This is a genomic window from Chloroflexota bacterium (assembly GCA_026706485.1).
GTDB lineage: Bacteria > Chloroflexota > UBA11872 > UBA11872 > UBA11872 > JAJECS01.
Genome location: JAPOYR010000011.1, coordinates 686,090 through 709,587 on the forward strand (window position 1 = coordinate 686,090; position 23,498 = coordinate 709,587).

Consider the following 23,498-nt stretch of genomic DNA (forward strand, 5'->3'; position numbering starts at 1 on the left):
AGACAAGAACCTGACCCGTTCGTGGAGAGCCCTTCGGCAGGCTCAGGACAGGCTCTGTCGAACCACGCCCTTCGACAAGCTCAGGGCGAACGGATCCATGGCGGTCGCCGGGGTATGTGTCAGCGGTCCCGACGCATGTCCAAGACCCGTGTGAGTTCGCCTAGCCGAGCTCCTGCGATCGGCGGTAGGCGGCGGCCACGGCGGCGAGGAAGGCCTGGCGCAGATCCCGCTCCTCGAATACGTCGAGCGCGGCGGCCGTGGTGCCGCCGGGTGAGGTGACGGCATGCCGCAGGGCCTCCGCGCTCATGTCGCCGGCGTTCCAAAGCTCGGCCGATCCGATGAGGGTTTCCCGAACGAGCGTGGTGGCAATCTCCCGCTCGAGCCCGACGGAGACGGCGGCGTCGATCCACGCCTCGGCGACCAGGTAGACATAGGCGGGGCCGCTGCCGTGGACCGCCGTCGCGGCGTCCAGCAGGTCTTCGGCGTGGACCTCGATCTCGGCGCCAAACGATCCCAAGATCTGCCGGGTGCGACGGCGGTCGGCGTCGTGGACGCCGCGGCCCGCCATCCAGACCGTCATGCCGCGGCCGATCTGGGCCGGCGTATTGGGCATCGCGCGAACGAGGCGCGCGGTGCCCAGCGCGGATTCCATCGTTTCGAGGCGCACCCCGGCCATGATCGAGAGCACCAGTTGCGACGGCGTCAGCGCGGGCCGGATCACGTCCGCGACGGTGGCGAACGACTGCGGCTTCACGGCAAGCACCAGCGCCTGCGCGCCCGTCACGTCGGCCGGCAGTCCCTGCCCGGCGGTGGCGCCGCTTGCCGCGACCACGGCCTTGCGGCGCGCGTCGTCGATTTCGCTCACGACGATCGACGCGGCGGGAACGGTGCCGCTGGCGGCCAGGGCGGATACCACCGCGCCGCCCATCGCCCCGGCGCCGATGACGGTGACGCGCTCGCTCACGGGTCGCGACCTCGAGGAAGAACCAACGTTGGCGATCCTACCTGCTGATTGGCTGGGCACGGCTCAGCGTCGCACCTCGATGGTGCCCAGGTCGGCGCGGACCCGGGCGCTGCCGATGAGCTGCGCCGGGTCGGGCTGAGACTCCGGCACGACGATTTCGCCGTCATCGTTCACGGCTCGCGCGACGATCTGAGGTAGGCGTGGATGTGGCGCGATGACCATCCCGAATCCCGCATTCAGCAAGGCGGACGCGGGCATGGCTCCGAGCGTCGTTGATCGTCCAAGCACCAGCACGTCCGCGCGTAGATCCGCCGGCAGCGTCGGCTGCGAGACGGTCGGCGGAACAACGGCGATCGTCGCGTCGCTTGACCTCACCACCACCCAGGAACCGCCTTCAACCGGGACGATCTCGGTTTCGAGAGCGCCGGTGGTCCGGCTCACATCAACGACGACGGGCGCTCGGCCGGCATGGTTCGGCGCTACCAGGTGTGCCCCCAGCGCATGGGTGGGAGCCGCCTGCACCACGTCTACGGCTCGGGCCCCGACGAGGTCGAGGGCCATGTGCGAGAGCTCGCCGCCCGACGAGGCAACGGCCAGGGTGTCGACCTGGAGGTCCCAGCGCGGCAGCGCGCGGTCAAGCAGCAACCGGTCCAGCCGGCTTCCCGCGACGACCACCCGGTCTTCTCCCTTTCGGACATAGACGGTAGGGGCGCGGCTCGAAAGGTCGACGGTGGCCAACGTGGCGCCGTCGTCGAAGAGGCGCGGCATTCCCGCGACCGCCATCGCCGGAGGCGCGATCAAGGCGACCAGCGCCACCCCGTAGACGGCGCGTCGGGGAAGCGCCACCGACCCGACGCGTGAGCGAACAAGTCGCGGCGGCGGGCGTCCAAGCAGGACCAGCGCCGCGCCGATGCAGAGATATGAGGCCAGCGCCTGGGCGAAGTCGAAGTCGCTGGTCGCGAGCGAGGCACCTGGCAACTGCGCGGCGATCCGCCCGGCTTGAATCAAATACTCGAGCGGAAGCCAGGCGGCCCAGCCGACCACATCGGCCGCCGGCCACCCGGCGGACGCCCAGATGGCGACGGGCGCACCCGTGGCCATGATGGCGGCGGGCGCCGCGAGAGCCAGCAGATTGGCCGGCACCGCCATGAGCTGAAAGCGCTCGAACGTGTGGGCGATGATCGGGGTCACCATCAGACTGGCGGCGGTGGTCGTCGCGACCAGCTCGGCGCTCCACCTCGGGAACCGGGCGCGCTCGGTGAGTAGGGCCGAAATGCGGGGCGCGATGACAATCAGACCGAGCGTTCCCACGAATGACAGCTGAAAGCCAACGTCGCCGAGCGCCTGGGGCTGCACCAGCGCCATGCCGGCTCCCGCGATGCCCAAGGCGGTGAGGGTATCGGCGTCGCGCCCGATGATCCAGGCCAGGAGCACCAGGTCGCCCATGATGGCGGCCCGAATCACGCCCGGCTCGGCGCCGGCCAGCACCGCGTAAAGCGGCAGCAACACCGCCGCTAGGCCGACTCCGTAGCGGCCCAAACCCCAGCCGGCGAGCCGTCGCACCCAGAGCGCGATCAACGTGATGTTGAAGCCCGAGATGGCGACGATATGAATCAAGCCGGAGGTGAGAAAGTCATTCCGCAACTCGTCGGGCAGCCGTTGACGAATGCCCACGAGCATGGCCGAGAGCAGCGACGCATGGGGCTCGGGCAAGGCGGAGCGAATGCTGGCATCGACGTGGCGCCGCAGGCGCAGCAGCGCCGGGGGATCCGCGGCCGTACCGGCCTCGATGACCCTGATCGTGGCGTCGTCCAGCGTCCCCGCCCAGGTGTCGGCGTGTCCTACGAGGGCGTTCGTAGCCCGCGGGCGTGCGGGAACGAACACCCCGCTGACCGCCACCCGCGCGTTCGGCAGCGCCAATGCCCGCGGAGCGAAGACCTGCACCCGACCCGCGGCTTGTCGCGGCTGCTCGTCCTCCCCTCGGGCAACGGCCTCGACTTGGAGCGTTCGCCGTGGGCCCGGCGCGTCGTCGACAACGGTTCCGATCACCGTCAGCGCCGCCCCGGCAGGCACCTGCAGCAACGGGGGCTGCGAGGCGACGTGATGTCCGCCGCGCGCCAGGCCAAGGGCCAGCGCGGCTAGGACCGCACCCGCCATCAGAGAGCGGCGACCCGTCGCGGCCGCCGCCGCGCCAACGACGGCCAGCCCAATGACCGCCCAGGCCGGCGCTGGACCCCACCAGGCGGCGAGACCGATCCCCAGCAAGATCGCCGCGGCCAGCCAGGCCGTCATGGAGCTGAGGGCACTTGAGCCGGGAGCCGTTGCACCACGCGCGCGGGAATACCCAGATCGATGAGCGTCCGGGCGTCGGCGATGGAGCCGAACAGGCGGCGGTGGGTGGTGATCCGCTCGGCATACAGCGGGCCGATGCCGGGTAGCTCATCGGCGAGCTCCTTAGCGGATGCCGCGTTGATCCACTGGAGCGTCGCGGCGGAAAGCTCGATGGCCGCGCCCGGCTGCACGACCTGGGGCGGAGCGGTTTCCGGCAAGGCGCTGGGCGTCATGATCGACAGCGCCACGGCTGCAGGCGCCAGGAGCAGGCCAAGCCAGCGATAGACCCTCAGATGTGACCGGGACTCCGCGTTAACGGCCTGCTCACCCACCGGCCGCGCACGCTCCGACGGGTTCGCCAAGCTAGGTCAGCGTCTCGCCCGGCGGCGACCCGGGAATCTCGGCGGCCACTTGTCCCATCCGCGACGTGTCGTAGCCGCCCATGGCCTCGACCTGGCGCGCAAACGCCGGGTCGCGCAGCACATCCAGCACGGGCCGCAGCACCGGCGATTCGTAGTGCTCGCGCGGGATGACGAGGTCGTAGCGCTCTTGGAGCAGCGGGATGAAGTCGAGCTTGAGCGCCCGGGCGGCGGCCAGGACGCCGAGACCGGCGTTCGCGCCGCCGGCGGCCACGTCGGCGGCCACCGCGACGTGGGTGTACAGCTCGCGTTCATAGCCGCCAATTGAGGCACCACTGAGACCGCGGCGCTGCAACTCGAAGTCCAGCAGCATCCGGGTGCCAGAGCCTCGCTGCCGGTTTACGAAGACGACGTCGTCGCGCGCCAGGTCGTCGATTGCCTGGATGCCGAGCGGATTGCCCCGAGCGACCATGAGCCCCTGCTGCCGGTGCGCGAAGGTCACGAGGACGACATCGCGACCGGGAAGGATGCGTCGAACGTCCGCGACGTTGTAGGCGCCGCTGGCCGGATCGATCAGGTGGCATCCGGCGGCATGTGCGGTATTCCGGCGCAGCGCCACCAACCCGCTCTGACTGCCGACGTTGGTCGAGGCCACCGCTGCCGGGGCGAACCGCCGGTGAACCTCGTTGGCCAAGAGATCGAGGGCGGGATCGTGGCTGCCGATGAGCACCGCCGTGTGGTCAACGGCGTCCGGATCGGTGAGCAGCTCCACGTCGACCGACGATCCCGCCGCCAAGCCTTCGGACATTCTGGGAATGCGGATGACGCCGTCGGCGCGCACCATCGAGGTGATCATGCCGGCCCCGCGGGCTAGCGGCGCGGCGATGGTGCGCTCCCCGACGCGGCCGATCTTCACGCGCACGAATTCGTCGTCGCCCATGGGCGACACCACGGCCCGCGGGACCACCGCGCGCAACGTTGGCCGGCGGCCTCGGCGACGCCCAAGCCTGGCGTCGATGAGCGGCGCCACGAATAGCTCCATCGCCAGCGCCGCAGACACCGGATACCCGGGAATGCCCACGACGGCGCGCCCGCGCGCGACGCCAAGGACCACCGGGTGGCCCGGTCGGATCGCCACGCCGTGCACCAGCACCTCGCCGTGCTCGGCAATGACTCGCGCCGTGAAGTCTTCCGCGCCTGCCGACGAGCCGGCGTTGATCACCACGATGTCGGTGCCGTCGAGCGCCTCGTCCACCGCCGCTCGCAGGCGCTCGAAGTCGTCGGGAATCGGCGGCAGTCGCTCGGCGTCCGCGCCCCACTCGCGGGCGGTTGCCGCCAGCATGAGCGAGTTCGAGTCCACGATCTGGCCGGGTCCGGCCTCGACTCCCGGCGGCACCAGCTCCGAGCCGGTGGGAAGGACCGCCACACGCGGCGGCCGGCGAATCTCGAGCGACGCATGGCCGGCCGCGGCGGCGGCGGCGACATCCACCGGGCGAAGTGTGTGGCCGGCGGGAAGCACCAGCTCGGTTGCCACGATGTCCTCGCCCAGCGGGCGAACATGCTGCCAAGGCGCGACCGCCGCAAGGATCTCGACGCTGCCGTCGCCGACCTCGTGCAAGTCTTCCAGCATCACCACGGCATCCATGCCTGAGGGCATGGCGTCGCCGGTGTCGACCCATACGGCGTCCCGGTCCAGGCAAAGGCGCAGCGGCGACGTGGGCGACGCGCCGAGCGTCGTCGCCGCCGCAACCGCGACGCCATCCATGGCGGCGGCGTGGTAGTGGGGATTCGAGGTTCGGGCCCAGATCGCCGAGGCCGTGACCCGGCCAACCGCCGCATCGAGGGGCAGCGAAACGACCGGACCGGGTTCCAGGGCGCCCGCGTTGCGCAGCGCCTCATCGAAGCGGGCCCGCGCCTCGTCCAACGGCACGTCCTGCAAATACGGCATGCGGTCGCCGCTGCCGGGTGGAGCGTCGCGGCTCGGTCGCTCGCCCGATCGGGAGGCCGCGGTCATGCCAGCGGGCGAATGTCGACGAATGCGCCGGCTTGGAGGCCGTTGGCGTCGGCCGGAATCCGGACCAGCGCGTCGGCGCGCACGAGCGTGAAGATGAGGTTCGAGGCACCGAATATGGGCTCCGCCCACGTTTCGTCATCACGCTCGGTGAGGCGCGCGGGAATGAAATCCAGGCGGCCCGCCGCGGATGCCACGTTGCGCGCCAGCCGGGCGCGCAGCGGTGATCCGGAGCTGTCGGCCGGAGCGCCCTGCAGCCGGCGAATCGTGGGCGCGACCAGCAGGTCGAACACGACGAGCGCCGAGACCGGATTTCCGGGTAAGCCGAATATGGGCCGGCCGTCGGCCAGGCCCACGATCGACGGCTTGCCGGGCTTGAGGGCCAACCCGTGCGCCAGGACGCCGGGCGATCCCAGCGACCCGATGACGTCCGACGTGTGATCGCGCACGCTCACCGAGCTTCCGGCGCTGATGACGACGATGTCGCAGTCCCGCAGCGCATCGCGCGCCACGGTCGCCAGCGCGGAGCGCGCATCGGGCACGATGCCGTAGGCCCGCGCCACGCCGCCCGCGCGCTCCACCTCGACGGTGAGCGTGGTCGAGTTGACGTCCCGAACTTCGCCCGGTTCCGGCGTCTGGTGGGGCGGCACAACCTCGTCGCCGGTTGCAATGAGCCCCACGATCGGCGCTTGCGCAACCGCGACGTGCGTCACGCCCAGCGCGGCGAGCCCGCCAAGATCCTGCGATCGCAGTCGCGCGCCCTGGGGGATGACCACCGCCCCCTCGGCCACGTCGTCGCCACGTCGAATCACCGCATCTCGAGCGGCGACGGGACGCATGACCTCGATCATTCGGTCATCGATCCACTCGGTGTGCTCCACTATCACGACGGCATCGCTGCCCGGCGGCAACATGCCGCCGGTATGGATCACCATGGCCTCGCCGGGCGCTATGCCCGTGGTCGGCGGCGCGCCCATCGGCACCTCGCCGATCACGGCGAGGGCGGCCGGCAATGACTCGGTCGCGCCGAAGGTGTCCGACGCGCGCACGGCGAAGCCGTCCATCAACGATCGGTCGAAGGACGGACTCGATTCGGGCGCTCGCACCGGGCACGCCGAAACCCGTCCGGCGGCGGCTGCCAACGGCACGGATTCCGCACGCGGCTCGGGCAAGCCGGCTTCGAGCAGCCGTTCCAACGCCGTTTCGGGCGAAACGACGTCGAATAGCTCAGTTGCCATGCCCGCGGCACTCTTTGGATGACGGTGGCGCGCTTGATTCTGTCGCGCAGGCGGCGCGGCGTCCACGCCGGCCGGCCCGATAGACTTTGACGCCGTTCACCCTTGGCAACGCCGATGTGCGACGCGCCGCAGTCCCGCGACGACCCCCGAGCGGCAACCGCGCTCGATCTCGGTGGCGTCGAGGTCGAGGTGTCCGTGTGGCGCGGCGGTTCCACATGGCGCGCCGCCGCGCAAGTTGGCCGGCGGGAGGTGATGGTCTTGAACGGCGCGAGCCGCGACGACGCCCTTGCCCGTTTGCGCGAGAGCATGCTGGCCAACGCGGAGGTCGCTCGGGCGCTCGGGCTGGCGCCGGCCAGGCGCTGGTCGGCCAACCCCTACTGGAAGGGTCGCTAGCCGCGCCGGCGGACGATCGACATTTCGGCGGCTGCCTCTGTTTGGCTCGAAGCCACTGCGCTACAATTTGGCGCTAACGAAGCCATTCACCGGCTGACCCGCGCGCCGGGTTTCGTAATTCCTCGCGCGCCTTTCCCACACAGCTCACACATTCAGGAGGCTGCCGAGTATGCCTGGCAATCCCAAAGAGCTCCGCTTCAGCGCCGAGGCCCGCAGCGCCCTGCTGCAGGGCGTGGACGCGGTCGCCAACGCCGTGCGCGTCACCCTGGGTCCCCGGGGACGCAATGTGGCTCTGGGCCGCAATTTCGGGGCTCCCGTAGTCACCAATGACGGAGTAACGGTCGCCCGAGACATCGAACTCGGAAGCAACTTCGCGAACATGGGCACCCAGCTCATCAAGGAGGCGGCCAGCAAGACCAACGACATCGCCGGCGACGGCACGACGACCGCCACGGTCTTGGCGCAGGCCATGATTCACGGCGGCCTGCGGGCGATCGCGGCCGATATGAACCCGATGATCCTCAAGCGCGGGATCCAAAAGGCGCTGAAGGCGGCCGACGACGCGATCAGCGAACAGTCGCGCGAGGTGGACGATCCGCGTCAGATGGAATGGGTCGCGACGATCTCTTCGGGCGATCCTGACGTCGGTCGCATGATCGCCGAATCCCTTGACCGCGCGGGCAAGAACGGCGCGGTTTCGGTGGAAGAAGGCCGCACGAACGCGCTCGAGCTCGAGCTGGTGGACGGCATGCAGCTCGACCGCGGCTATATCTCGCCGTATCTGATCAGCAATACCGACCGCATGTCGGCGGAGCTTGAGGACGCCAGCATCTTCGTGACGGACTGGCAGCTCAAGAGCGCGCAGGACATGCTGCCCGTCCTGGAGCGCATGGTGCAGGGCGGACACCGCAACGTGCTGTTCATTGCCGAGGACGTCGAAGGCGACATGCTGGCGACGCTGATCGTCAACAAGGCTCGCGGGCTCCTCAACTCGATCGCGATCAAGGCGCCGGCCTACGGCGACCGCCGGAAGGCGATCTTGGAGGACATCGGGATCCTTGCCAACGCCACGGTGGTGGCGCGCGACCTGGGCGAGGACCTCAAGGACACGCCGCTGTCGGTGCTTGGCAAGGCTCGCCGCGTCATGGTGACCAAGGACGAGACGACCATCGTCGAAGGCGCCGGCTCGACGCGCGACATCAACGCCCGCATCGAGCAGATTCGAGCGGAGATGGACAACACGGATTCGGCCTACGACCGCGAGAAGCTCCAGGAGCGCGCGGCCAAGCTGGCCGGCGGCGTGGCGGTGCTGCGGGTGGGCGCCCCGACCGAGGTGGAGCTCAAGGAGAAGAAGCACCGCGTGGAAGACGCCCTGTCCGCGACCCAAGCCGCGGTGGACGAGGGCATCGTGCCCGGCGCGGGCACGGCATACGTCCGCGCAATGGCGGCGGTGGACCAAGTCCACAAGGAGCTTTCCGGCGACGAGGCGATTGGCGCTCGGATCGTGCGCGACGCGCTTCCGATTCCCTTGCGACAAATTGCGGTGAATGCCGGCGAGACGGGCGATGTGATCGTCCAGCGCGTCGCCGACGCCGAAGGCCCGATGGGCTACAACGGGGCGGATGGTCAGATCGCCGACCTCACCGAGGTTGGCGTGGTCGATCCGACGAAGGTGGTTCGGGCCGCGCTGCAGAACGCCGGCAGCGTGGCAATGATGATCCTCTCGACGGAAACGCTGATCGCGGACCTGCCGCCCAAGAAGAAGGCTTCGCCGATTCCGCCCGCGGGCGACCTCGGCATGATGTAGCCGAAGGGCTGGCGACACGACGCCCGGCGCTTGGTGCGCCGGGCGTCGTGCGTTAAGGCAGGGTCGCGGCGGTTGGATTGAGGTCGGGGTTCTTATACGTGTTCGGGCGTTTGCTTCGCGTGCGAAATAGCTAGCAGCGGGGCGAGCTGGGAACCGGAAGGGCGGGTCTGAGGCCCGCCCCTACCCCGGACCTTTGGCTCGGGTCCGGGTTCGTCCGGACTGGATTCCGGCTTTCGCCGGAATGACGGACGGGGTGGCGCAAACGTCACCTTGCCGGAGGAAGGTGTTTGACCCGCATCCCAACATTCCGCCTCGAAGGAGACCTTTGCAAGACCCGGCCAAGCTTGAGGATGACCGGGCGAACCCCATCCGCCCCTAGGTTCAGTACAGGGTGGATTCCCGCCTTCGCGGGAATGACGAAGGACTACGCAACGGACTCCCCGAAGGGGGAAGGCGTTGAGTCGGAACCGTTTTCTAGGCCAGGAAGTCCTTGAGGCGGCGGGCGAGGCGGGGATGGCGGAGCTTGCGGAGGGCTTGCGACTCGATCTGGCGGATGCGCTCGCGCGTCAAGCCGAACTCCTGGCCGACCTGGTCCAGGGTGCGCGGCGTGTCGTCGTCGAGGCCGTATCGCAGCCGCAGAATCTTCTGCTCGCGCGGGTCCAGCATCTCCATCACGTTGTCGAGCTGCTCGGTCAGCAGCTGCCGCGTGGCGGCCTCCATGGGCTCCACCGCGTCGTCGTCGGGGATGAGGTGCCCGATTTCGGTATCGCCGTCCTCGCCGATCGGAGTCTCCAGCGAGATCGGCAAGCGGGCCGCCTGCTTGAGCTCGCCGATCTGGTCCTCCGACATCTCCATCTCGCCGGCAATCTCGTCGTCGGTCGGCTCGCGTCCCAGCCGAAGCTGAAGGTCGCGCTGCACCCGGTAGGACTTGGTGAGCTTTTCGTGCACGTGGACGGGCAGGCGGATGGTGCGGCTCTGCTCGGCGATGGCGCGCGTGACGGCCTGCCGGATCCACCATGTGGCGTAGGTGCTGAACTTGTAGCCGCGGCGCCAGTCAAACTTCTCGGCCGCGCGCATGAGCCCAGCGTTGCCCTCCTGGATGAGGTCCAGCAATGGGATGCCGTGCCCGGTGTACTTCTTGGCCACGCTCACGACGAGGCGGAGATTGGCCGTGATCAGGTGCTCGCGGGCGCTTTCGTCACCGCGTTCGATCCGCTGCGCGAGGTCCACCTCTTCCTTGGCGGTGAGCAGCAGGATGCGGCCAATCTCGTTGAGGTAGCTGCGCACGGTGTCCTGGCTGGCCGATTCGAGCTCGAACTGCTCTTCGCGCTGACTGCGGGCGGTGGTGATGGGCGCCGGCTCTTCGGTGCGCTCCTCGGGCCGCTCGTCCCGCAGCTCGATTTCTTCCTCGGCGAGCCGGTCGCGAAACCACTGCACGATGTCGTCGGGGATCTGCGTGGTGTCCGGCAGCACCCGGTTGATGGCGTCCCGATAGATGAATCCAGGCTCGGCGCCGAGCGCCACCAGCTCGGCCAACCCGTTTTCAAGCGTTTCTTCGTCAAGGACAAGGGCGACTTCAAGCGTCAACGACAGCCCACCTTTGTGTGCATCAGTGTCTCGATCCCCAACCCTGCGCCAATGGTTCCCGTCCGAGGCCGACGCACGGCGCCAACACCCGGCAATTGCGGAAGCTGCATCTGCCGATCCGGAGCAGAGGGGTCAGTTTAGACTCGGGCGTTCGCCCGCGAGGTCCGGTCGAGGCGTGGACGCAGCAACTCCATCTAGCGCAGGGATCCCAATCTCCGGGCAATTGTATACGCCCGCGCACGACCGGCGTAATCGAGATTCGGTAGTGGGCGACTTTCACATCTGAGCGCCGCACGGTGACCCAGCACCCGCGGGCACCCTCGATTTGTCGGTTGACTTGCGGGGATGGATTCCCGCCTTCGCGGGAATGACGGACTCAAAGCAGGTAACTACCCGATATTCAGAAGAATCCCCGCGTCGTTGCACGGCGCGGGAGCGCGCTCCTATGCTTGACGGTCGGCAAGCGGTTGCCGACCAACCTCCGAGGCCTTACATCCTGATCCCCGTGCGTCGCGCGATGATTCCGTTGCTGCTGGTCGCGTCATTCCTCGTCGCGGCGTGCGGCGAGGGTCTGGCGTATGCGGTGGCCGAGAATCCGCCGCCCGATTTCTTGACCACGCCGACCACGGAATGCATAGCGCCGTCATGCGAGGTGATCGACGTGACCATGTCGGACTTCAAGATCGTGCCGTCGACCATGAGCACAAGCGCGTCGCGGGTTCGTTTCCGCATCACGAACGAGGGCACCTTCACCCACTCGCTGGAGCTTGCCGTGGATCGCGACCCCATCACGTCGCCGAATATCGGACCGGGACAGACGGGATTCCTGGATGTCGACGTGCGGCCGGGCACGCACACGCTCACCTGTCCGATCACCGGCCATGCGGTGCGGGGTCAGCGCGCGACGCTTGAGGTGACCGGCGAGTAGGCCCCGGGGAGAGACGTTCGACATTGTCGGGCCATGGCTAGCTGAGCCCTAGGGTAACTTCGCGGCCTTGCAGCCGCAGCAGATCGCCCAGCACCGCCTGGCTCAGTACCTCACGGTCCATCTTCATGTCGATGATGATGGGATTGCCGGTGGCGCGGTGGGGCACGATGTGTTGGCCGCCATGCGCCACGACCGGCTGCAGAGCGCGATGGGAGCCGGGGATACTCCCATCGCTGACAAACCGCGGGATGGTGAAGCCCAGCGAGCTGGCCGAGGGCCCCAGCCCGAAGGAGACAGCGTGCGCGCTGCCGGCGAAGAATAGCCGCAGCAGCGCCAGCTTCTCCGCGTCGGACCCGGGCCTGCCGAGCTGGTCGGGCAGCTTGCCAAGCTCGTGGGCGACGTATTCGGGGGGGAGGGCGTCCATTTCAGCACGGCTCACGGCAACGCGTCGGGCCAGCGACATGAGTTGGTCCAGGTCCACGCCTGTAGAGCCGCCTCCCGAGCCCCTTGAGCCGACCGACCCGGCCGAGCCGGGCCCGCCGCCGCCTTGGACTCTGGTCAGTTCGCCGAGGCGACCGACGACACGGTCGATCTCGGTGTCGGTTGCCTCGCCCCAGGCGTGAACGGCGGCCTCAAGCTCGCTCCAGGCGATGGCAGCGGGATCGAAGCCGGTCTGGCGCATGATGTCGAACACCTGGGTGACGGCGGTGCCGCTGAGACCGGCGGCCAGCAGGGCCTGCTCGGCAGTTTCGGTGCTGAGGGTGAGGCCGTAGGTGGTGGCGGCAAAGTCCCCCACCCTTTCACGGACATAGCTGAACCCGGACTGGAGCATCCCCAACTCGTATTCCACATCGCCGGCCGCGTTTCGAAAATCCTTCAGCTCGCCAGCAACCTGCCCGATTTCCAGGAACGGGACTCCATACGCCGAGTCCCATATCGGCCCGGCCTCTCGCGACCACTCATGGCTGGCGTCCGGAAACTCAGTGCCAACCGTCGGATCGCCGGGTGGGAAGTACAGGAATTCCGCTTGGTTGAGGTCCAAGAGGTCGTCGCGGAACATGCGGTTTCCGCCCACCTTGGTGAATGTGCGCCCAGGACCGAGAGCTACATTCAGCCACGCCTCTCCCCAGGTGTTCTTGGCAGCGTCAACGAGTTTTTTATTGCTACGAAACCACTCAGGTCGAGTGTTCTGTACTGCACTAATCGCGTCAGGCATTTTTTCCTGTATCCATGACAACGGTCTATTTCTAATCGCCCAATCCGCCTGGGCGTTTGTCCATAGCCCGAGAGTTTCCGAGGCTCGCTCGAGATCTGCGTAGTTTGGGCTAAAGCCATGGTGGATGGTTTCAGTTCCAGGCCCGGACCGGTTTGGAATTTCAGTCCAGTCTTGATCATATAGATATTCCGATACGACGTGAATCTGGACTGGATCAACAGGTAGGCTGAAGGGAATAGGCTTTCCATCGTCTGCTACTGCTGCTCTCGCATCATCCACGCGATCAAGCGTTGCATCTACCAACGGGAGCTCTTCGCCAAGTACCTTTCTAATTTCCTGCATAGCTGAGATGGACATAGAACCTACCATGGGAATATACCCCAGGCGATTTAGTGCCTGATTTATCTTCGGTATGCGAGCCACCCTCTTTAGCAGCGCCGTGCGAGCCACTATCTCCGGAATATCTGACCAGATGTTTTTGTCACTACTATTGATGGCGTGTTCGATGATATTAATTGCATAGTCTCCCCCCGGTATTATGTCGGCCTGGCTTTTGCCTAGATCGATCAGGGCGGCGGAGAGAGCTGCGATCATCACCTGGCGCTCTCGTGCGGCTAACTGTGCCTGCAATATGTTTTCGAAGAATTCTTCGCGGTCTTCCCATTCAGACGCTGGCTGTCTCCAGTCGTTGACGTGATCCATTGACTATTTCCACCTCATGCCGTGCGGTGTTTTAGCTGGAACCTCGTTGACGATCCGCGTGTCGTGTTGCATGGGTGATGCGTTGCTGACTGTCGCAATGCTTCCCCGCATGACAGCAATGGCCCTCAGGTCCAACACGCAGAGTCTTTCGTCGATCAGCCCGAACGCTCGCTGCGCTCGGACGGCTACCGATCTACAAGCACCCTACGTATAGGGCTTGCCGAAACCCACATCGACATAATGTGGATCTCCATAAACCGATAGGCATGCGGGTGCCGCCGCGGGCGGACGGCTCAGTGGATCATGGGCCGCCGGCTGGTCCGGACCGCCAGGTCTCGTTGCCCTCGGCGTCGCGCGTGAGAAAGATAGGCTCCAACGTGTTGAGGTCGAAGCCCATGATCACGCGGGCCCTTTCGTTCTCGTCCATGAACAGGAGCGCGAGGTCTTCAGCGAGGAAACCCAGGTGAGTCCGCAAGGTGTCCGGGTCGTCGAAGATCGTGAGCCCGGCGCCGCCCTCGTTGATGGCCAAACTCAGGCGCCGGCCGTCTTCCCCGCCGTACAGGGCCAGCAGCCGTCCCGCCGCCGAGCTGGAGAGGGTGGCGGCCAGCGCCCCCTGTGGGTCGCGGAGATCGAGCCCCGGCCCTCCGGACGCGTCAAAGCCCAACTCCGCGCGAATCGTGCCTTGGGCGTCCCTGAGTTCGAGCGCTGGGCCAGCCGGGCCGGAGGCCAACACCGCACGCTCGGTAGCGTGCTCATCGTGGAAGACAAGTTCCTCCGCGTCGCTCGAGGAGGTCAAGGACACGCGTGTGGTCTCGTGTTCGTCAAAGAACGCGAGGACGCCCCCGTCGTCCGCGAAGGCAAAGGTCGTGCGCACGGTGCCTTGATCGTCCAAGAAACCAAGCGCGCCCCCGGTATCCAAAGTGCGAAAGACCGCGCGATTGCTCCCGTGCTCATTGAGGAAGTCGAGCGCCGAGCCGACCTCTTCGTTGAAATACAACAGCGTGCGCGGGTTAGCTTGCGCGTCGTTGAGCACGAGCGTCGAGCCGTCTGGAGCGCCCACGAGGGCCGCGCGAACCTGCGTCGCGTCAATGAGTTGGAGCGCTGAGTTGTCTTGGGTGCTGAAGAGGGCCGCATGTTCCTGGCCTTTGGCGTTCCAGAGCCGTAGGCCGACAATCTCGTCGGCCTCGACCATTTCCAGGCGCGGCGTGGCGGAGGCGTCATGCACGCTGATGGAGGGATCGCCTTGGTCAAAGCCCAGGCGGATGCGCGGCGCGTCCTTGAGATTGCTCAGCACGACCTGTGGCCCGTTCGTGTCGTATCCCAGGAACAGGCGCTCGTGCCCGAACACGGTCCATCGGGAAAAGCTGAGGCTGGGCGTGCTCGTGACGGCGGCGGGGCTGAGGGTGAGCGCCGCCTGCGCCAATCCGTCGTTGTCGGTCAGGGCAAGCGTGGAGCCGCCCTGCGCGTCGACCTGGAGGGAGGCGCCGGCGCCGCCCTCGCCCCCCGCGTTGAGCGTGAGCGCGGGGCCCTGGTCCGTCACGCCGACGAAGACCGGGGCGTTGCCGGCGGCGTCCAGGACGCGCAGGGCGGGGCCATGCTCGGTCCAGCCCAGCGCGAGCGCGGCGGCATGCGCGGGGGAGGCCCCGCGCAGCAGCCGCAACTCCGGGAAGCCGACCCGGTCCACGCCCAGGACGGCGAGCTCTTCGCCCTGGTCATCGACCAGGGCGAAGCGGCGCGCGGTGAGATCCTGCCCGGGACGGCTCACATCCGGTACCGCTGTCTCCAGTGTCGACACGCGCTGTTCCAGAGCCGCCAGTGGCTCGGCGCCGCCCGTTTGGGTTTCTAGCACCGTTATCTGGGCGCGGAGGTTCCCCAGCTCCGTCGTACGGCTGGCGAGCTCGTCGCGCATGCTCGCCATCTCTTGCTGTAGGCCAATCACCAAAACCAACGCGACCACCGCCGCGCCGATCGCCCCCGCTGCCGCCGCGAGCAGCCCCAACCGTTTCCCTCTGCGCGCCATGTCCACTCCTCGCACGTCCGACGCCTTAGCTATCGCCATCATGCGCGACCGCTCCCCACGCGTCATGTGCGCGGGTTACGCACGGACGACAAGTTCTTGCCCGGGGTGGCCCACGCGGGGCGCCCCTACACGGGCAGCCGGTGCATCGGCACGAGCGGCGGAATCTGAGCGTCCCACGCTGCGCGCGGCGTGGGCCACCGCGTTTCGCAAGGCCGTTCATGGTTCGACAGAGCCTGTCCTGAGCTGTCGAAGGGCTCACCACGAACGAGTCACGTAGGCTCGCGGGTTTCGCGGCCGCTGGATTCCCGCTCCCCGCCTACGCCGGGACAGGCTTCGCGGGAATGACGAAGGGGTTGAGCAAGGGGCTCCTTCCTGGGAGAAGGGGCTTGTACAGAGGTCTTCTACAGCGGCGGACGGGGCGAGGCGGGATGGGCGTCGGGCCGCTGGTTGAGCCAGCGGATGAACTTGACGCTGAGGATGGTCCACAGCACGAGGGTCCCGCCGAGCTTCATGATGAGACCACCGATGCGCTGGTCGACGAGCGCCTCCGCTCCACGGGCAAGCTCGTAGGTCGGATACAGCGGGTCGTTGGCGAAGACGAAGATGGCGCTGAAGAATCCGGACGGGATGGACAGCAGCAGCAGGTAGAGCATCTGCATGGGCGGCACGGCCGCGGGCACCGCGCGCGCCCGGCTGAGAACCGGCCACCACATGACGAGACCGCCGACGATCATGGTGAGATGCTCGAAGTCGTGGGCGATGCGGTCCTGCAACGCCAGCTCGTAGAGCGGCGGCATGTGCCAGATCCAGAAGGCCGTGGTGCTGAGCCCCAGCGCCACGGGCAACCGCGTCGCCTGCTGGGCGACGAAGCGGATGGGGCGTACGCGGAAGATGGGCGCCAGCAGCCAGTCGGGCAGTCCAATGAGCAGCAGGGGCGTGGCCGCGAACACCAGCAAGCTGTGCTGCCACATGTGGACGCTGAAATGGGTTGCCGCGAGCGTGTCGAACGGCGGGTGCAGCGTCACGAACAGCGTGACGGCGGCAGTGACGAACGCGGCGATCCTGGGCCACGCGACCGGTTCCACGCGGTCCGGGTTGAGGGGGCTGACGGCGTAGAGATAGCCGCCGGTGAGCACCAGCAGCCCCAGGGTGATCTCGGGGATCAGGTAGAAGGTCATTGCCGAAGTCTACGCGGGGCGGGGCGGGGATTCAGCCGACCGCGCCCAGACCGCGGATTCCCCTCACCCTAGCCCTCTCCCTGAGGGAGAGGGAACCCGATGTGCCTTCTAGGCAATAAGGCCGGTTAGCGTCCAGAAGAGGAACAGAATGATCACGATGGTGGTCGCGATCATGAATGGGAACATGAAGAGCGCAGTGAAGAGGCGGTCGTCCCCCTTCAGGTGCATGTAGTACATGACCACGCCGGCGCCCTTGAGGAACGACAAGATGAGCAGCGACGTGGTCGTCCACACGGTGCCCAGGGCGTTCCGAATCGCGTCGATGCTGGGAATCATGATCTCGACGATGGTGACGATCGTGAGAATGACTCCCACCACCACGTAGTGGGCGTAGCCGTGGCGCTCCTCGTGCTCCTCGGCGGCGTGGGCGTCGGGGGGATGCTCGGCTGACATCAGGGCGTCACACGTCCTAAATCAGGTAGATCAGGGTGAAGATTGCCACCCAGACGAGGTCTACGAAGTGCCAGTACAGGCCGACCATCTCGACACCCCAGGTGTCGGCGGTCTGATACCGGCCGCGGTAGGAGTAGTACACCACGGCGAGCAGCCACAGAATGCCGATGGCGACGTGCGCGCCGTGGAAGCCGACCAGCATGTAGAACGACGCGCCAAAGAGATTGGTGGACGGCGTCAGCCCCTCGCGGACGAATGCCGTGAACTCATACACCTGGCCGCCGAGGAAGATGGCCCCGAGTGCGACCACCGCCATCAGCCAAAAGCGGCCCCAATTCAGGCTGCGATTTCGGAACGCGGCCAGCGCCAGCACCATCGCCAGGCTGCTGGTGAGCAGCACGAAGGTGGTGAACGACGTGAGCACGAGGTCGAGCATTCCCTGGCCGGCCTCGAACGTGTGATCGCCGTGGCCGAGCATGACCCCCAAGGTGTTGTGCTTGTTGATCAGCATGACGAGGATCAGGCTGCCGAAGAACATGGTCTCGGAGCCCAGGAAGGCCCACATGGCGACCTTGCGGCTGTCGAGGCCGGTGGAGGTGGGGTGCTCTTCGTGCGCGTGAGCGTCGACGGTCATCCGGGCGGCTCCTCGATCCAGCCGATGAGGGAGATGCCGAAGATCAAGGCGCCGAGCAAGACGAACACCTGGTGGAAGATCAGTCCGCAGGCCGCGATGACCATGCCGGCGGCCACCAGAATGGGCCAGTACGACGGGTTGGGCATGTGGATGTGCGGTTCATCGTCGTCGTGCGCCGTCTCGGCGGCGGGCGGCTCGGCCACGGCTGCTCCGGTGTGGCCGCCGCCGTGCTTCTCCTTCCACACGGGGTAGCGGTCGTCGACCACGGGCACCTCGGCGAAGTTGTAGACCGGCGGCGGCGACGACATCGCCCACTCGAGCGTGCCGCCGTCCCACGGGTCCGGACCGGCGTCACGTCCGCTGCGCAGCGAGCGAATGGCGTTGATGGCGAAGATGAGCATGGAGAGCCCGATGGTCCATGCGCCCACGGTGGACATGAGGTTCCACAGGTCCCAGCCCATGTCGGCGCCGTAGGTGTGGATCCGTCGGGGCATGCCATCGATGCCCAACTGGTGCTGCGGCCCGAATGCCAGGTTGAATCCAATCATCATGAGCCAGAAGTGAACCTTGCCCCAGCCCTCGTTGAGCATGCGGCCGGTCATCTTGGGGAACCAGAAGTAGATGCCCGCGAAGAGCCCGAAGATCGTGCCGCCGAACAGCACGTAGTGCAGGTGGGCCACGACGTAGTAGGTGTCCTGCACCTGGGTATCCACCGGGGGCGAGCCGAGGCTGACGCCGGTGAGACCGCCGAGGATGAACATGGCGATGAAGCCGATGGCGAACAGCATGGGCGTGCGCAAGCTGATGGAGCCGCCCCATAGCGTGGCGATCCAGTTGAAGATCTTGACGCCGGTCGGGACGGCCACGGCCATGGTGGAGATTGCGAAGGCCGTGTCGGCCACCGGACCCAGGCCGACGGTGAACATGTGGTGCGTCCAGACGCCAAAGCCCACCAGCGCGATCGCCGCGCCTGAGTAGGCCACCACCGCGTAGCCGAACAGCGGCTTGCGCGAGAAGGTGGGCAGAACATCCGACACGATGCCCATGGCGGGCAGGATCAGGATGTAGACCTCCGGGTGGCCGAACACCCAGAACAAGTGCTGCCAGAGGACCGGGTCGCCGCCGCCTTGGTAGAGGAAGAAGCTGGTCCCGAGGTAGCGGTCGAAGAGCAGCAGCACCAGCCCGATGGTGATGACGGGGAAGGCGAAGATGATCAGGAATCCGGTGATCAGGGTCATCCAGACGAACATCGGCATGCGGTTGAACGTCATGCCGGGCGCCCGCATGTTGATGATGGTGACGATGAAGTTGATGGAGGCCAGGATCGACGAGACGCCCAGGATCTGGAGTCCGAACGCCCAGAAGTCGACCGCGTGCGTGTCGGCGAACTCGGTGGCGGTCAGCGGCGCGTAGCCGAACCAGCCCATGGCCGGAGCGCCGCCGGCGATGAAGCTGATATTCAGGAAGATGCCGCCGAAGAGATAGACCCAATAGCTCAGCGCGTTCAGCCGCGGAAAGGCCACGTCACGGGCGCCGATCATGAGCGGCACCAAGAGGTTGAAGAACGCCGCCGACAGCGGCATCAGCGCCAGGAAGACCATGGTGGTGCCGTGCATGGTGAAGAGCTCGGCAAACCGATCGGGATGGACGAGATCGAGCTCGGGACGCGAAAGCTGCAACCGAATGAGCAGCGCTTCCAGGCCGCCCAGCGCAAAGAACGCCAGCGAGGTGACGAAATAGAGCACGGCGATGCGCTTGTGATCGACCGTGGTGATCCAGCTCCACGCCGTGCCGGCGTAGGTGTTGGGCCGGACGCTGACGGTGGTGGTGGCCATCAGAAACTGCTCCGCGGAGGCGCCGCCGCGACTCGGCCGCACCGTATCACTTGAGACCCATCAGGTATTCCGTCAGCGCCTCGATTTCGTCATCGGTCAGCGGGCGCGGCAAGATCATCAGATTGCCGGGCTTCATGCCCGTGGGATCGCGGAGCCAGTGCTCCAGGTCCGCGCGCGTCATTCCCATCGTGTTGGCCGCAATGTGGGCCCGGCTCCCAACATGGGTCAGATCCGGCCCGATGGTGCCGATGTCGGTGACGCCACGAATCGTATGGCAGAGGGCACAGCCGGCCGGCGTGAGCAGAGCCTCGCCGGCCTGCGCCAGCTCGGTGGTCGGCGGCACGCGTTCGGTGAGCTGATGGGCCGCCCAGGCGTCGAATTCTTCCGGCTCCTCCACCACAACCGTGAAGCGCATGAGGGCGTGGGCGGTGCCGCAGAACTCGGCGCACTGGCCCGGGAAGGTGCCGGTCTGTTCCGGGAAGATGCGGAACACGCTGGTGCGGCCGGGAACCATGTCCAGCTTGCCGCGCAGGGCCGGCACCCAGAAGCTGTGCAGCACGTCCTCGCTCTTGATGATGATCGCGGCGGGCTTGCCGACCGGCAGGTGCAGTTCGTTCGCCGTCACGACACCCAAATCCGGATAGTGGAACTCGAACCACCACTGGTGGCCAATGGCCTCTACCCGAATGGCGTCGTCCTCCGGCTGCTGGGCATTGGCGAAGATCACCGGCACCGTCAGCGCCGCCAGGAGCACGACCAGAATGGTTGGGGCGATGGTCCACCCAATCTCGAGCTTGAGATTGCCGTGGGTCTGCGGCGGCAGGGCGTCGCCGCGTCGCCGGCGATAGCGAAAGATCGTGTAGAGCAGGGCGCCCTCGACCACAACGAAGACGGCCAACCCGGCCCAGAAGACCACCAGGAAGAGCCAATGGGAGGCGCGCGCGGCCTCGGTGGTGGGGTGGAGGATGGTCTGCGGCGTCACACCGCAGGCCGCCAACACCAGGGCGGCGAGCAGAAGGACCGCGCCAAGGCTTGCCCGCCGCAACAGCCGCTGCGCCGCCCCGGTGGCGCTAGGCCTCAGGTGCGTGCCGTGCATCAGGGCGCGCATGAGGCGCACCGGTTGTCCAATGGCAGTTGTGCGTTAGATGAGTTGGCTGGCGGACGCGCCAGATTACCATGAGGCAGCCGGTGATTTGGTTGCGAGGTCGAGCGACCAGCGCAGCGCCGGCGGACCCGGCTGGAACCAGCGGACCCCAAGGCGACGCGGCGTCCGGAGCGCCCAAACCGTCGCTCCAATCGGCGTGAATCGCCCGCCGCCGGTGGGCCGCGTCCCTTACCCTGGCGCGGCTCGCTGAAACTTGGAAGCCTGTGGCCCCGGTCGCGGCATTCAGGAGTGGATCGGCAGTGTCGCTGGGCTTCTTGACATCGAATTTCGCCCGGTGCTAGCGTGAATTGACGCGCCCGCATACTTGACAGCGGGCGCCCCCCGGCAACGAACCGGGCCCGCGACTTCACCGCGTTCGCAGTGGTTCGTTGTGCGTCTTGGACCTCGTAGGTACCCCATGCGCAAGCCATATCGCCGGCCTATGCCACCGTCCCAGGATTCACGCGCGCCATTGATGCGCGCCGTCCCGCCTGGCCGTGCGGCGTTGGGGAGGAGCTGATGATGATGGACTCCGGCGGCGGCGGTCGCGGCGGGTCGAGTCGGCGCTCCCGGCGTCCCGGGCGAGGCCGCCGCGGCGGCGGACACGGCCGGCAGCGGTCCTATGAGCCGCAGGAAGACCCCGGGATCGAGTGGGCCGAGCTCGAGGCGCGCTCGATGGATGAGCTCCAGGCTCTCGCCACCGAGCTTGGCGTTCAGCCTAACGGCGAGGTCGACACGACCAAAGAGCTGCTGATCAATCTGATCGTCCAGGCGCGCAACGAGCGCGAAGGGTCCCTGTTCCTGGAAGGCGTGCTGGAGATCGTGGACGAGGGCTACGGATTCCTGCGCCGCGACGCGCACTGGATGCCGAGTGCCGAGGACGTCTATGTGTCGCAGTCGCAGATCCGCCGCTTCAGCCTGCGCACGGGCGATCTCGTCAGCGGCCAGGTGCGCCCGGCGCGCCAGAACGACCGCTATCACGGGCTGGTGCGCGTGGTGGCCGTCAACGGCCTCGACCCCGAGCGCGCGCGCAACCGGCTGCTGTTCGAAAAGCTGGTGCCCGTCTTTCCCAATGAGCAGTTGCGGCTCGAATACAACAAGTCGGAGCTGACGGCGCGCGTGATCGACATCGTGTCGCCGATCGGACGCGGCCAGCGAGGCCTGGTGCTCTCACCGCCCAAAGCCGGCAAGACTGAGCTGATGAAGCGCATCGCCCGCTCGGTGCTGCACAACTACAGCGACGTGCGGGTGATCGTGGCGCTGATTGGCGAGCGCCCAGAGGAAGTCACCGACTGGGAACGCACGGTTGAGGGCGCCGAGGTGATCAGCTCGACGTTTGACGAGCAGCCGCAGAGTCACACGCGCGTTGCGGAGATGACCTCGGCTCGCGCCAAGCGCCAGGTGGAGGGCGGCGAGGACGTGCTGATCCTGCTGGACAGCATCACGCGCCTCACCCGGGCCTACAACCTGGTGCAGCCGTCGAGCGGGCGCACGCTTTCGGGCGGCATCGAGCCGCAAGCCCTCTATCCGCCCAAGGGGTTCTTCGGCGCCGCGCGCAACGTGGACGACGGCGGCAGCCTCACCATCATCGCGTCGTGCCTGATCGAGACGGGCAGCCGGATGGACGAGGTGATCTACGAGGAGTTCAAAGGCACCGGCAACTGGGAGCTGATGCTCGACCGGCGCCTGGCCGAGCGCGGCACGTTCCCAGCCGTGGACGTGCTGCGGTCCGGGACCCGACGCGTCGAGTTGATGCTGGCCGACGACGAGCTGAAGTACTTCTGGCGCCTGCGCCGGATGCTCAACGCGCTCGACTCGCACGACGCCTCCAATTCCACCGAGCTGATGTTCGACCGTATGCGCCGCACGGAGAGCAACGCGGCGTTCTTCAAGTCCCTCAGCGAGCAGGGCGGGTAGATTCGGCCTATGATCTACGCCGCTTCACATTCCGAAACCTTCGAGCGGTCCTGACATGCCAAGCGTCAAAGTCGTGCTGATCAAAGACGTGCCGAGCCTGGGCCAGATTGGCGACGTAGCCTCGGTGGCGGCGGGCTACGCGCGCAACTACCTGTTGCCGCGCGGCCTGGCGGTCACCGCGACCGCCAAACGCCTGGCGGACACGCACTTTCACCAGGAATTGGCCGACCGGCGCGAGGCGGCCGCGCGGGCCGAGGCGGAAGGCATCGCCGGCGCGCTCCAGGGCCAGGCCATCACCATCGCGGTGGTCGTGGGCGACCAGGGACGCATGCACGGCCAGATCACCAACCAGGATGTCGCCACGGCAATTCTCGAGCAGCTTGGGGTGGAGATCGACCGCCACACGCTGCAGATCGACAGTCCAATCCGGTCGCTGGGCCGCTATCTGCTCCCGATTCGGGTCGCGGCGGGCGTTGAGGCGTCCATCACGCTCGAGGTGATCGAATACGAGGAGCCGGAGGAAGAGCCCGAGGAGCCGGAAGAGCCGGAGGAAGCCGAGCCAGGCGCCGTCGAAGTTGGGGAATTCGACTTCTCGCGCTAGGACGGGTCGTTCTTCTTCAAACTCACAGTTTCCTGCCGTAACTGTGGATAGGGCAGTGGTGGGTCTGCCTGCTTCCTGAAGGATCGCGTCCGGCACAAGAGTCTCCGAGTGCACCCTCACCCTAGCCCTTGTATGTGCCGGGGCGGGTATGTTCCGAGGACTCTCGGAATGTCCGAGGGC

General features: G+C 67.1%; 18 protein-coding genes. 5 read left to right on the top strand and 13 right to left on the bottom strand.

Going from position 1 to position 23,498, the window contains the following annotated elements; all coding sequences use genetic code 11:
* Window positions 1-160: 160 nt before the first annotated feature.
* The 5 genes from proC to OXG79_12820 all read right to left on the bottom strand — a co-directional run bounded on the left by proC (window position 161) and on the right by OXG79_12820 (window position 6,903).
* On the bottom strand, window positions 161-964 hold the full coding sequence (proC, locus tag OXG79_12800; protein ID MCY3784644.1) for a pyrroline-5-carboxylate reductase: 804 nt from the start codon (window positions 962-964) through the stop codon (window positions 161-163).
* Window positions 965-1,027: 63 nt separating this feature from the next.
* Window positions 1,028-3,256 (bottom strand): ComEC/Rec2 family competence protein, encoded by a 2,229-nt coding sequence (locus OXG79_12805; protein ID MCY3784645.1) that lies wholly within the window; start codon window positions 3,254-3,256, stop codon window positions 1,028-1,030.
* The gene (locus OXG79_12810; GenBank protein ID MCY3784646.1) at window positions 3,253-3,627 is read right to left on the bottom strand and encodes a hypothetical protein; all 375 of its coding nucleotides are present in this window, start codon (window positions 3,625-3,627) and stop codon (window positions 3,253-3,255) included. Before OXG79_12810 ends, OXG79_12805 begins: the two co-directional genes overlap by 4 nt.
* A gap of 31 nt (window positions 3,628-3,658) precedes the next feature.
* Window positions 3,659-5,668: a molybdopterin biosynthesis protein gene (locus OXG79_12815; GenBank protein MCY3784647.1), complete on the bottom strand. Its 2,010-nt coding sequence runs from the start codon at window positions 5,666-5,668 to the stop codon at window positions 3,659-3,661.
* Window positions 5,665-6,903, bottom strand: a complete 1,239-nt coding sequence (locus OXG79_12820; protein ID MCY3784648.1) for a molybdopterin molybdotransferase MoeA — start codon at window positions 6,901-6,903, stop codon at window positions 5,665-5,667. The genes OXG79_12815 and OXG79_12820 overlap by 4 nt, the downstream gene beginning before the upstream one ends.
* Before the next feature lie 114 nt (window positions 6,904-7,017).
* Between OXG79_12820 and OXG79_12825 the strand changes: the two genes are divergently transcribed.
* Both OXG79_12825 and groL read left to right on the top strand, forming a co-directional pair.
* Window positions 7,018-7,296 carry a hypothetical protein gene (locus OXG79_12825; protein MCY3784649.1) on the top strand — a complete coding sequence of 93 codons (279 nt, stop codon included), beginning with the start codon at window positions 7,018-7,020 and terminating at the stop codon, window positions 7,294-7,296.
* A 169-nt stretch (window positions 7,297-7,465) separates the two neighbouring features.
* Window positions 7,466-9,103 (top strand): chaperonin GroEL, encoded by a 1,638-nt coding sequence (gene groL, locus OXG79_12830; protein ID MCY3784650.1) that lies wholly within the window; start codon window positions 7,466-7,468, stop codon window positions 9,101-9,103.
* A gap of 474 nt (window positions 9,104-9,577) precedes the next feature.
* On the opposite strand, the gene OXG79_12835 is transcribed toward groL, so the two are convergent.
* Window positions 9,578-10,453 carry a sigma-70 family RNA polymerase sigma factor gene (locus tag OXG79_12835; GenBank protein MCY3784651.1) on the bottom strand — a complete coding sequence of 292 codons (876 nt, stop codon included), beginning with the start codon at window positions 10,451-10,453 and terminating at the stop codon, window positions 9,578-9,580.
* A gap of 682 nt (window positions 10,454-11,135) precedes the next feature.
* Between OXG79_12835 and OXG79_12840 the strand changes: the two genes are divergently transcribed.
* Entirely contained in the window at window positions 11,136-11,618 is a 483-nt protein-coding gene (locus tag OXG79_12840) for a hypothetical protein (GenBank protein MCY3784652.1), read from the top strand.
* Between the two features lie 37 nt (window positions 11,619-11,655).
* Here the strand turns inward: OXG79_12840 and OXG79_12845 are convergent, their stop codons facing one another.
* From OXG79_12845 to coxB, 7 genes are all read right to left on the bottom strand, one after another.
* Entirely contained in the window at window positions 11,656-13,536 is a 1,881-nt protein-coding gene (locus tag OXG79_12845) for a hypothetical protein (GenBank protein ID MCY3784653.1), read from the bottom strand.
* 301 nt (window positions 13,537-13,837) lie between these two features.
* Complete coding sequence (locus tag OXG79_12850) at window positions 13,838-15,556, bottom strand: hypothetical protein (protein MCY3784654.1); 1,719 nt, start codon at window positions 15,554-15,556, stop codon at window positions 13,838-13,840.
* A 401-nt stretch (window positions 15,557-15,957) separates the two neighbouring features.
* Window positions 15,958-16,734, bottom strand: a complete 777-nt coding sequence (locus OXG79_12855) for a cytochrome c oxidase assembly protein (protein ID MCY3784655.1) — start codon at window positions 16,732-16,734, stop codon at window positions 15,958-15,960.
* A 108-nt stretch (window positions 16,735-16,842) separates the two neighbouring features.
* The gene (locus OXG79_12860) at window positions 16,843-17,187 is read right to left on the bottom strand and encodes a cytochrome C oxidase subunit IV family protein (protein ID MCY3784656.1); all 345 of its coding nucleotides are present in this window, start codon (window positions 17,185-17,187) and stop codon (window positions 16,843-16,845) included.
* Window positions 17,188-17,203: 16 nt separating this feature from the next.
* On the bottom strand, window positions 17,204-17,821 hold the full coding sequence (locus OXG79_12865; protein ID MCY3784657.1) for a heme-copper oxidase subunit III: 618 nt from the start codon (window positions 17,819-17,821) through the stop codon (window positions 17,204-17,206).
* Window positions 17,818-19,656, bottom strand: a complete 1,839-nt coding sequence (ctaD, locus tag OXG79_12870) for a cytochrome c oxidase subunit I (GenBank protein ID MCY3784658.1) — start codon at window positions 19,654-19,656, stop codon at window positions 17,818-17,820. The genes OXG79_12865 and ctaD overlap by 4 nt, the downstream gene beginning before the upstream one ends.
* A gap of 46 nt (window positions 19,657-19,702) precedes the next feature.
* On the bottom strand, window positions 19,703-20,764 hold the full coding sequence (gene coxB / locus OXG79_12875; protein MCY3784659.1) for a cytochrome c oxidase subunit II: 1,062 nt from the start codon (window positions 20,762-20,764) through the stop codon (window positions 19,703-19,705).
* A gap of 555 nt (window positions 20,765-21,319) precedes the next feature.
* Between coxB and rho the strand changes: the two genes are divergently transcribed.
* Window positions 21,320-22,717 carry a transcription termination factor Rho gene (gene rho, locus OXG79_12880; GenBank protein ID MCY3784660.1) on the top strand — a complete coding sequence of 466 codons (1,398 nt, stop codon included), beginning with the start codon at window positions 21,320-21,322 and terminating at the stop codon, window positions 22,715-22,717.
* Window positions 22,718-22,772: 55 nt separating this feature from the next.
* Window positions 22,773-23,318: a 50S ribosomal protein L9 gene (gene rplI / locus OXG79_12885; protein MCY3784661.1), complete on the top strand. Its 546-nt coding sequence runs from the start codon at window positions 22,773-22,775 to the stop codon at window positions 23,316-23,318.
* Window positions 23,319-23,498: the final 180 nt, after the last annotated feature.

What these genes read in the sequence shown, in the direction of transcription:
- OXG79_12865 (MCY3784657.1), bottom strand. Translation starts at nt 17,821, where the DNA reads ATGACCGTCGACGCTCACGCGCACGAAGAGCACCCCACCTCCACCGGC.
- OXG79_12820 (MCY3784648.1), bottom strand. Translation starts at nt 6,903, where the DNA reads ATGGCAACTGAGCTATTCGACGTCGTTTCGCCCGAAACGGCGTTGGAA.
- OXG79_12840 (MCY3784652.1), top strand. Translation starts at nt 11,136, where the DNA reads ATGCTTGACGGTCGGCAAGCGGTTGCCGACCAACCTCCGAGGCCTTAC.
- OXG79_12855 (MCY3784655.1), bottom strand. Translation starts at nt 16,734, where the DNA reads ATGACCTTCTACCTGATCCCCGAGATCACCCTGGGGCTGCTGGTGCTC.
- coxB (MCY3784659.1), bottom strand. Translation starts at nt 20,764, where the DNA reads ATGCGCGCCCTGATGCACGGCACGCACCTGAGGCCTAGCGCCACCGGG.
- rplI (MCY3784661.1), top strand. Translation starts at nt 22,773, where the DNA reads ATGCCAAGCGTCAAAGTCGTGCTGATCAAAGACGTGCCGAGCCTGGGC.
- OXG79_12845 (MCY3784653.1), bottom strand. Translation starts at nt 13,536, where the DNA reads ATGGATCACGTCAACGACTGGAGACAGCCAGCGTCTGAATGGGAAGAC.
- rho (MCY3784660.1), top strand. Translation starts at nt 21,320, where the DNA reads ATGATGATGGACTCCGGCGGCGGCGGTCGCGGCGGGTCGAGTCGGCGC.
- OXG79_12825 (MCY3784649.1), top strand. Translation starts at nt 7,018, where the DNA reads ATGTGCGACGCGCCGCAGTCCCGCGACGACCCCCGAGCGGCAACCGCG.
- OXG79_12805 (MCY3784645.1), bottom strand. Translation starts at nt 3,256, where the DNA reads ATGACGGCCTGGCTGGCCGCGGCGATCTTGCTGGGGATCGGTCTCGCC.
- groL (MCY3784650.1), top strand. Translation starts at nt 7,466, where the DNA reads ATGCCTGGCAATCCCAAAGAGCTCCGCTTCAGCGCCGAGGCCCGCAGC.
- OXG79_12850 (MCY3784654.1), bottom strand. Translation starts at nt 15,556, where the DNA reads ATGGCGCGCAGAGGGAAACGGTTGGGGCTGCTCGCGGCGGCAGCGGGG.
- ctaD (MCY3784658.1), bottom strand. Translation starts at nt 19,656, where the DNA reads ATGGCCACCACCACCGTCAGCGTCCGGCCCAACACCTACGCCGGCACG.
- OXG79_12860 (MCY3784656.1), bottom strand. Translation starts at nt 17,187, where the DNA reads ATGTCAGCCGAGCATCCCCCCGACGCCCACGCCGCCGAGGAGCACGAG.
- OXG79_12815 (MCY3784647.1), bottom strand. Translation starts at nt 5,668, where the DNA reads ATGACCGCGGCCTCCCGATCGGGCGAGCGACCGAGCCGCGACGCTCCA.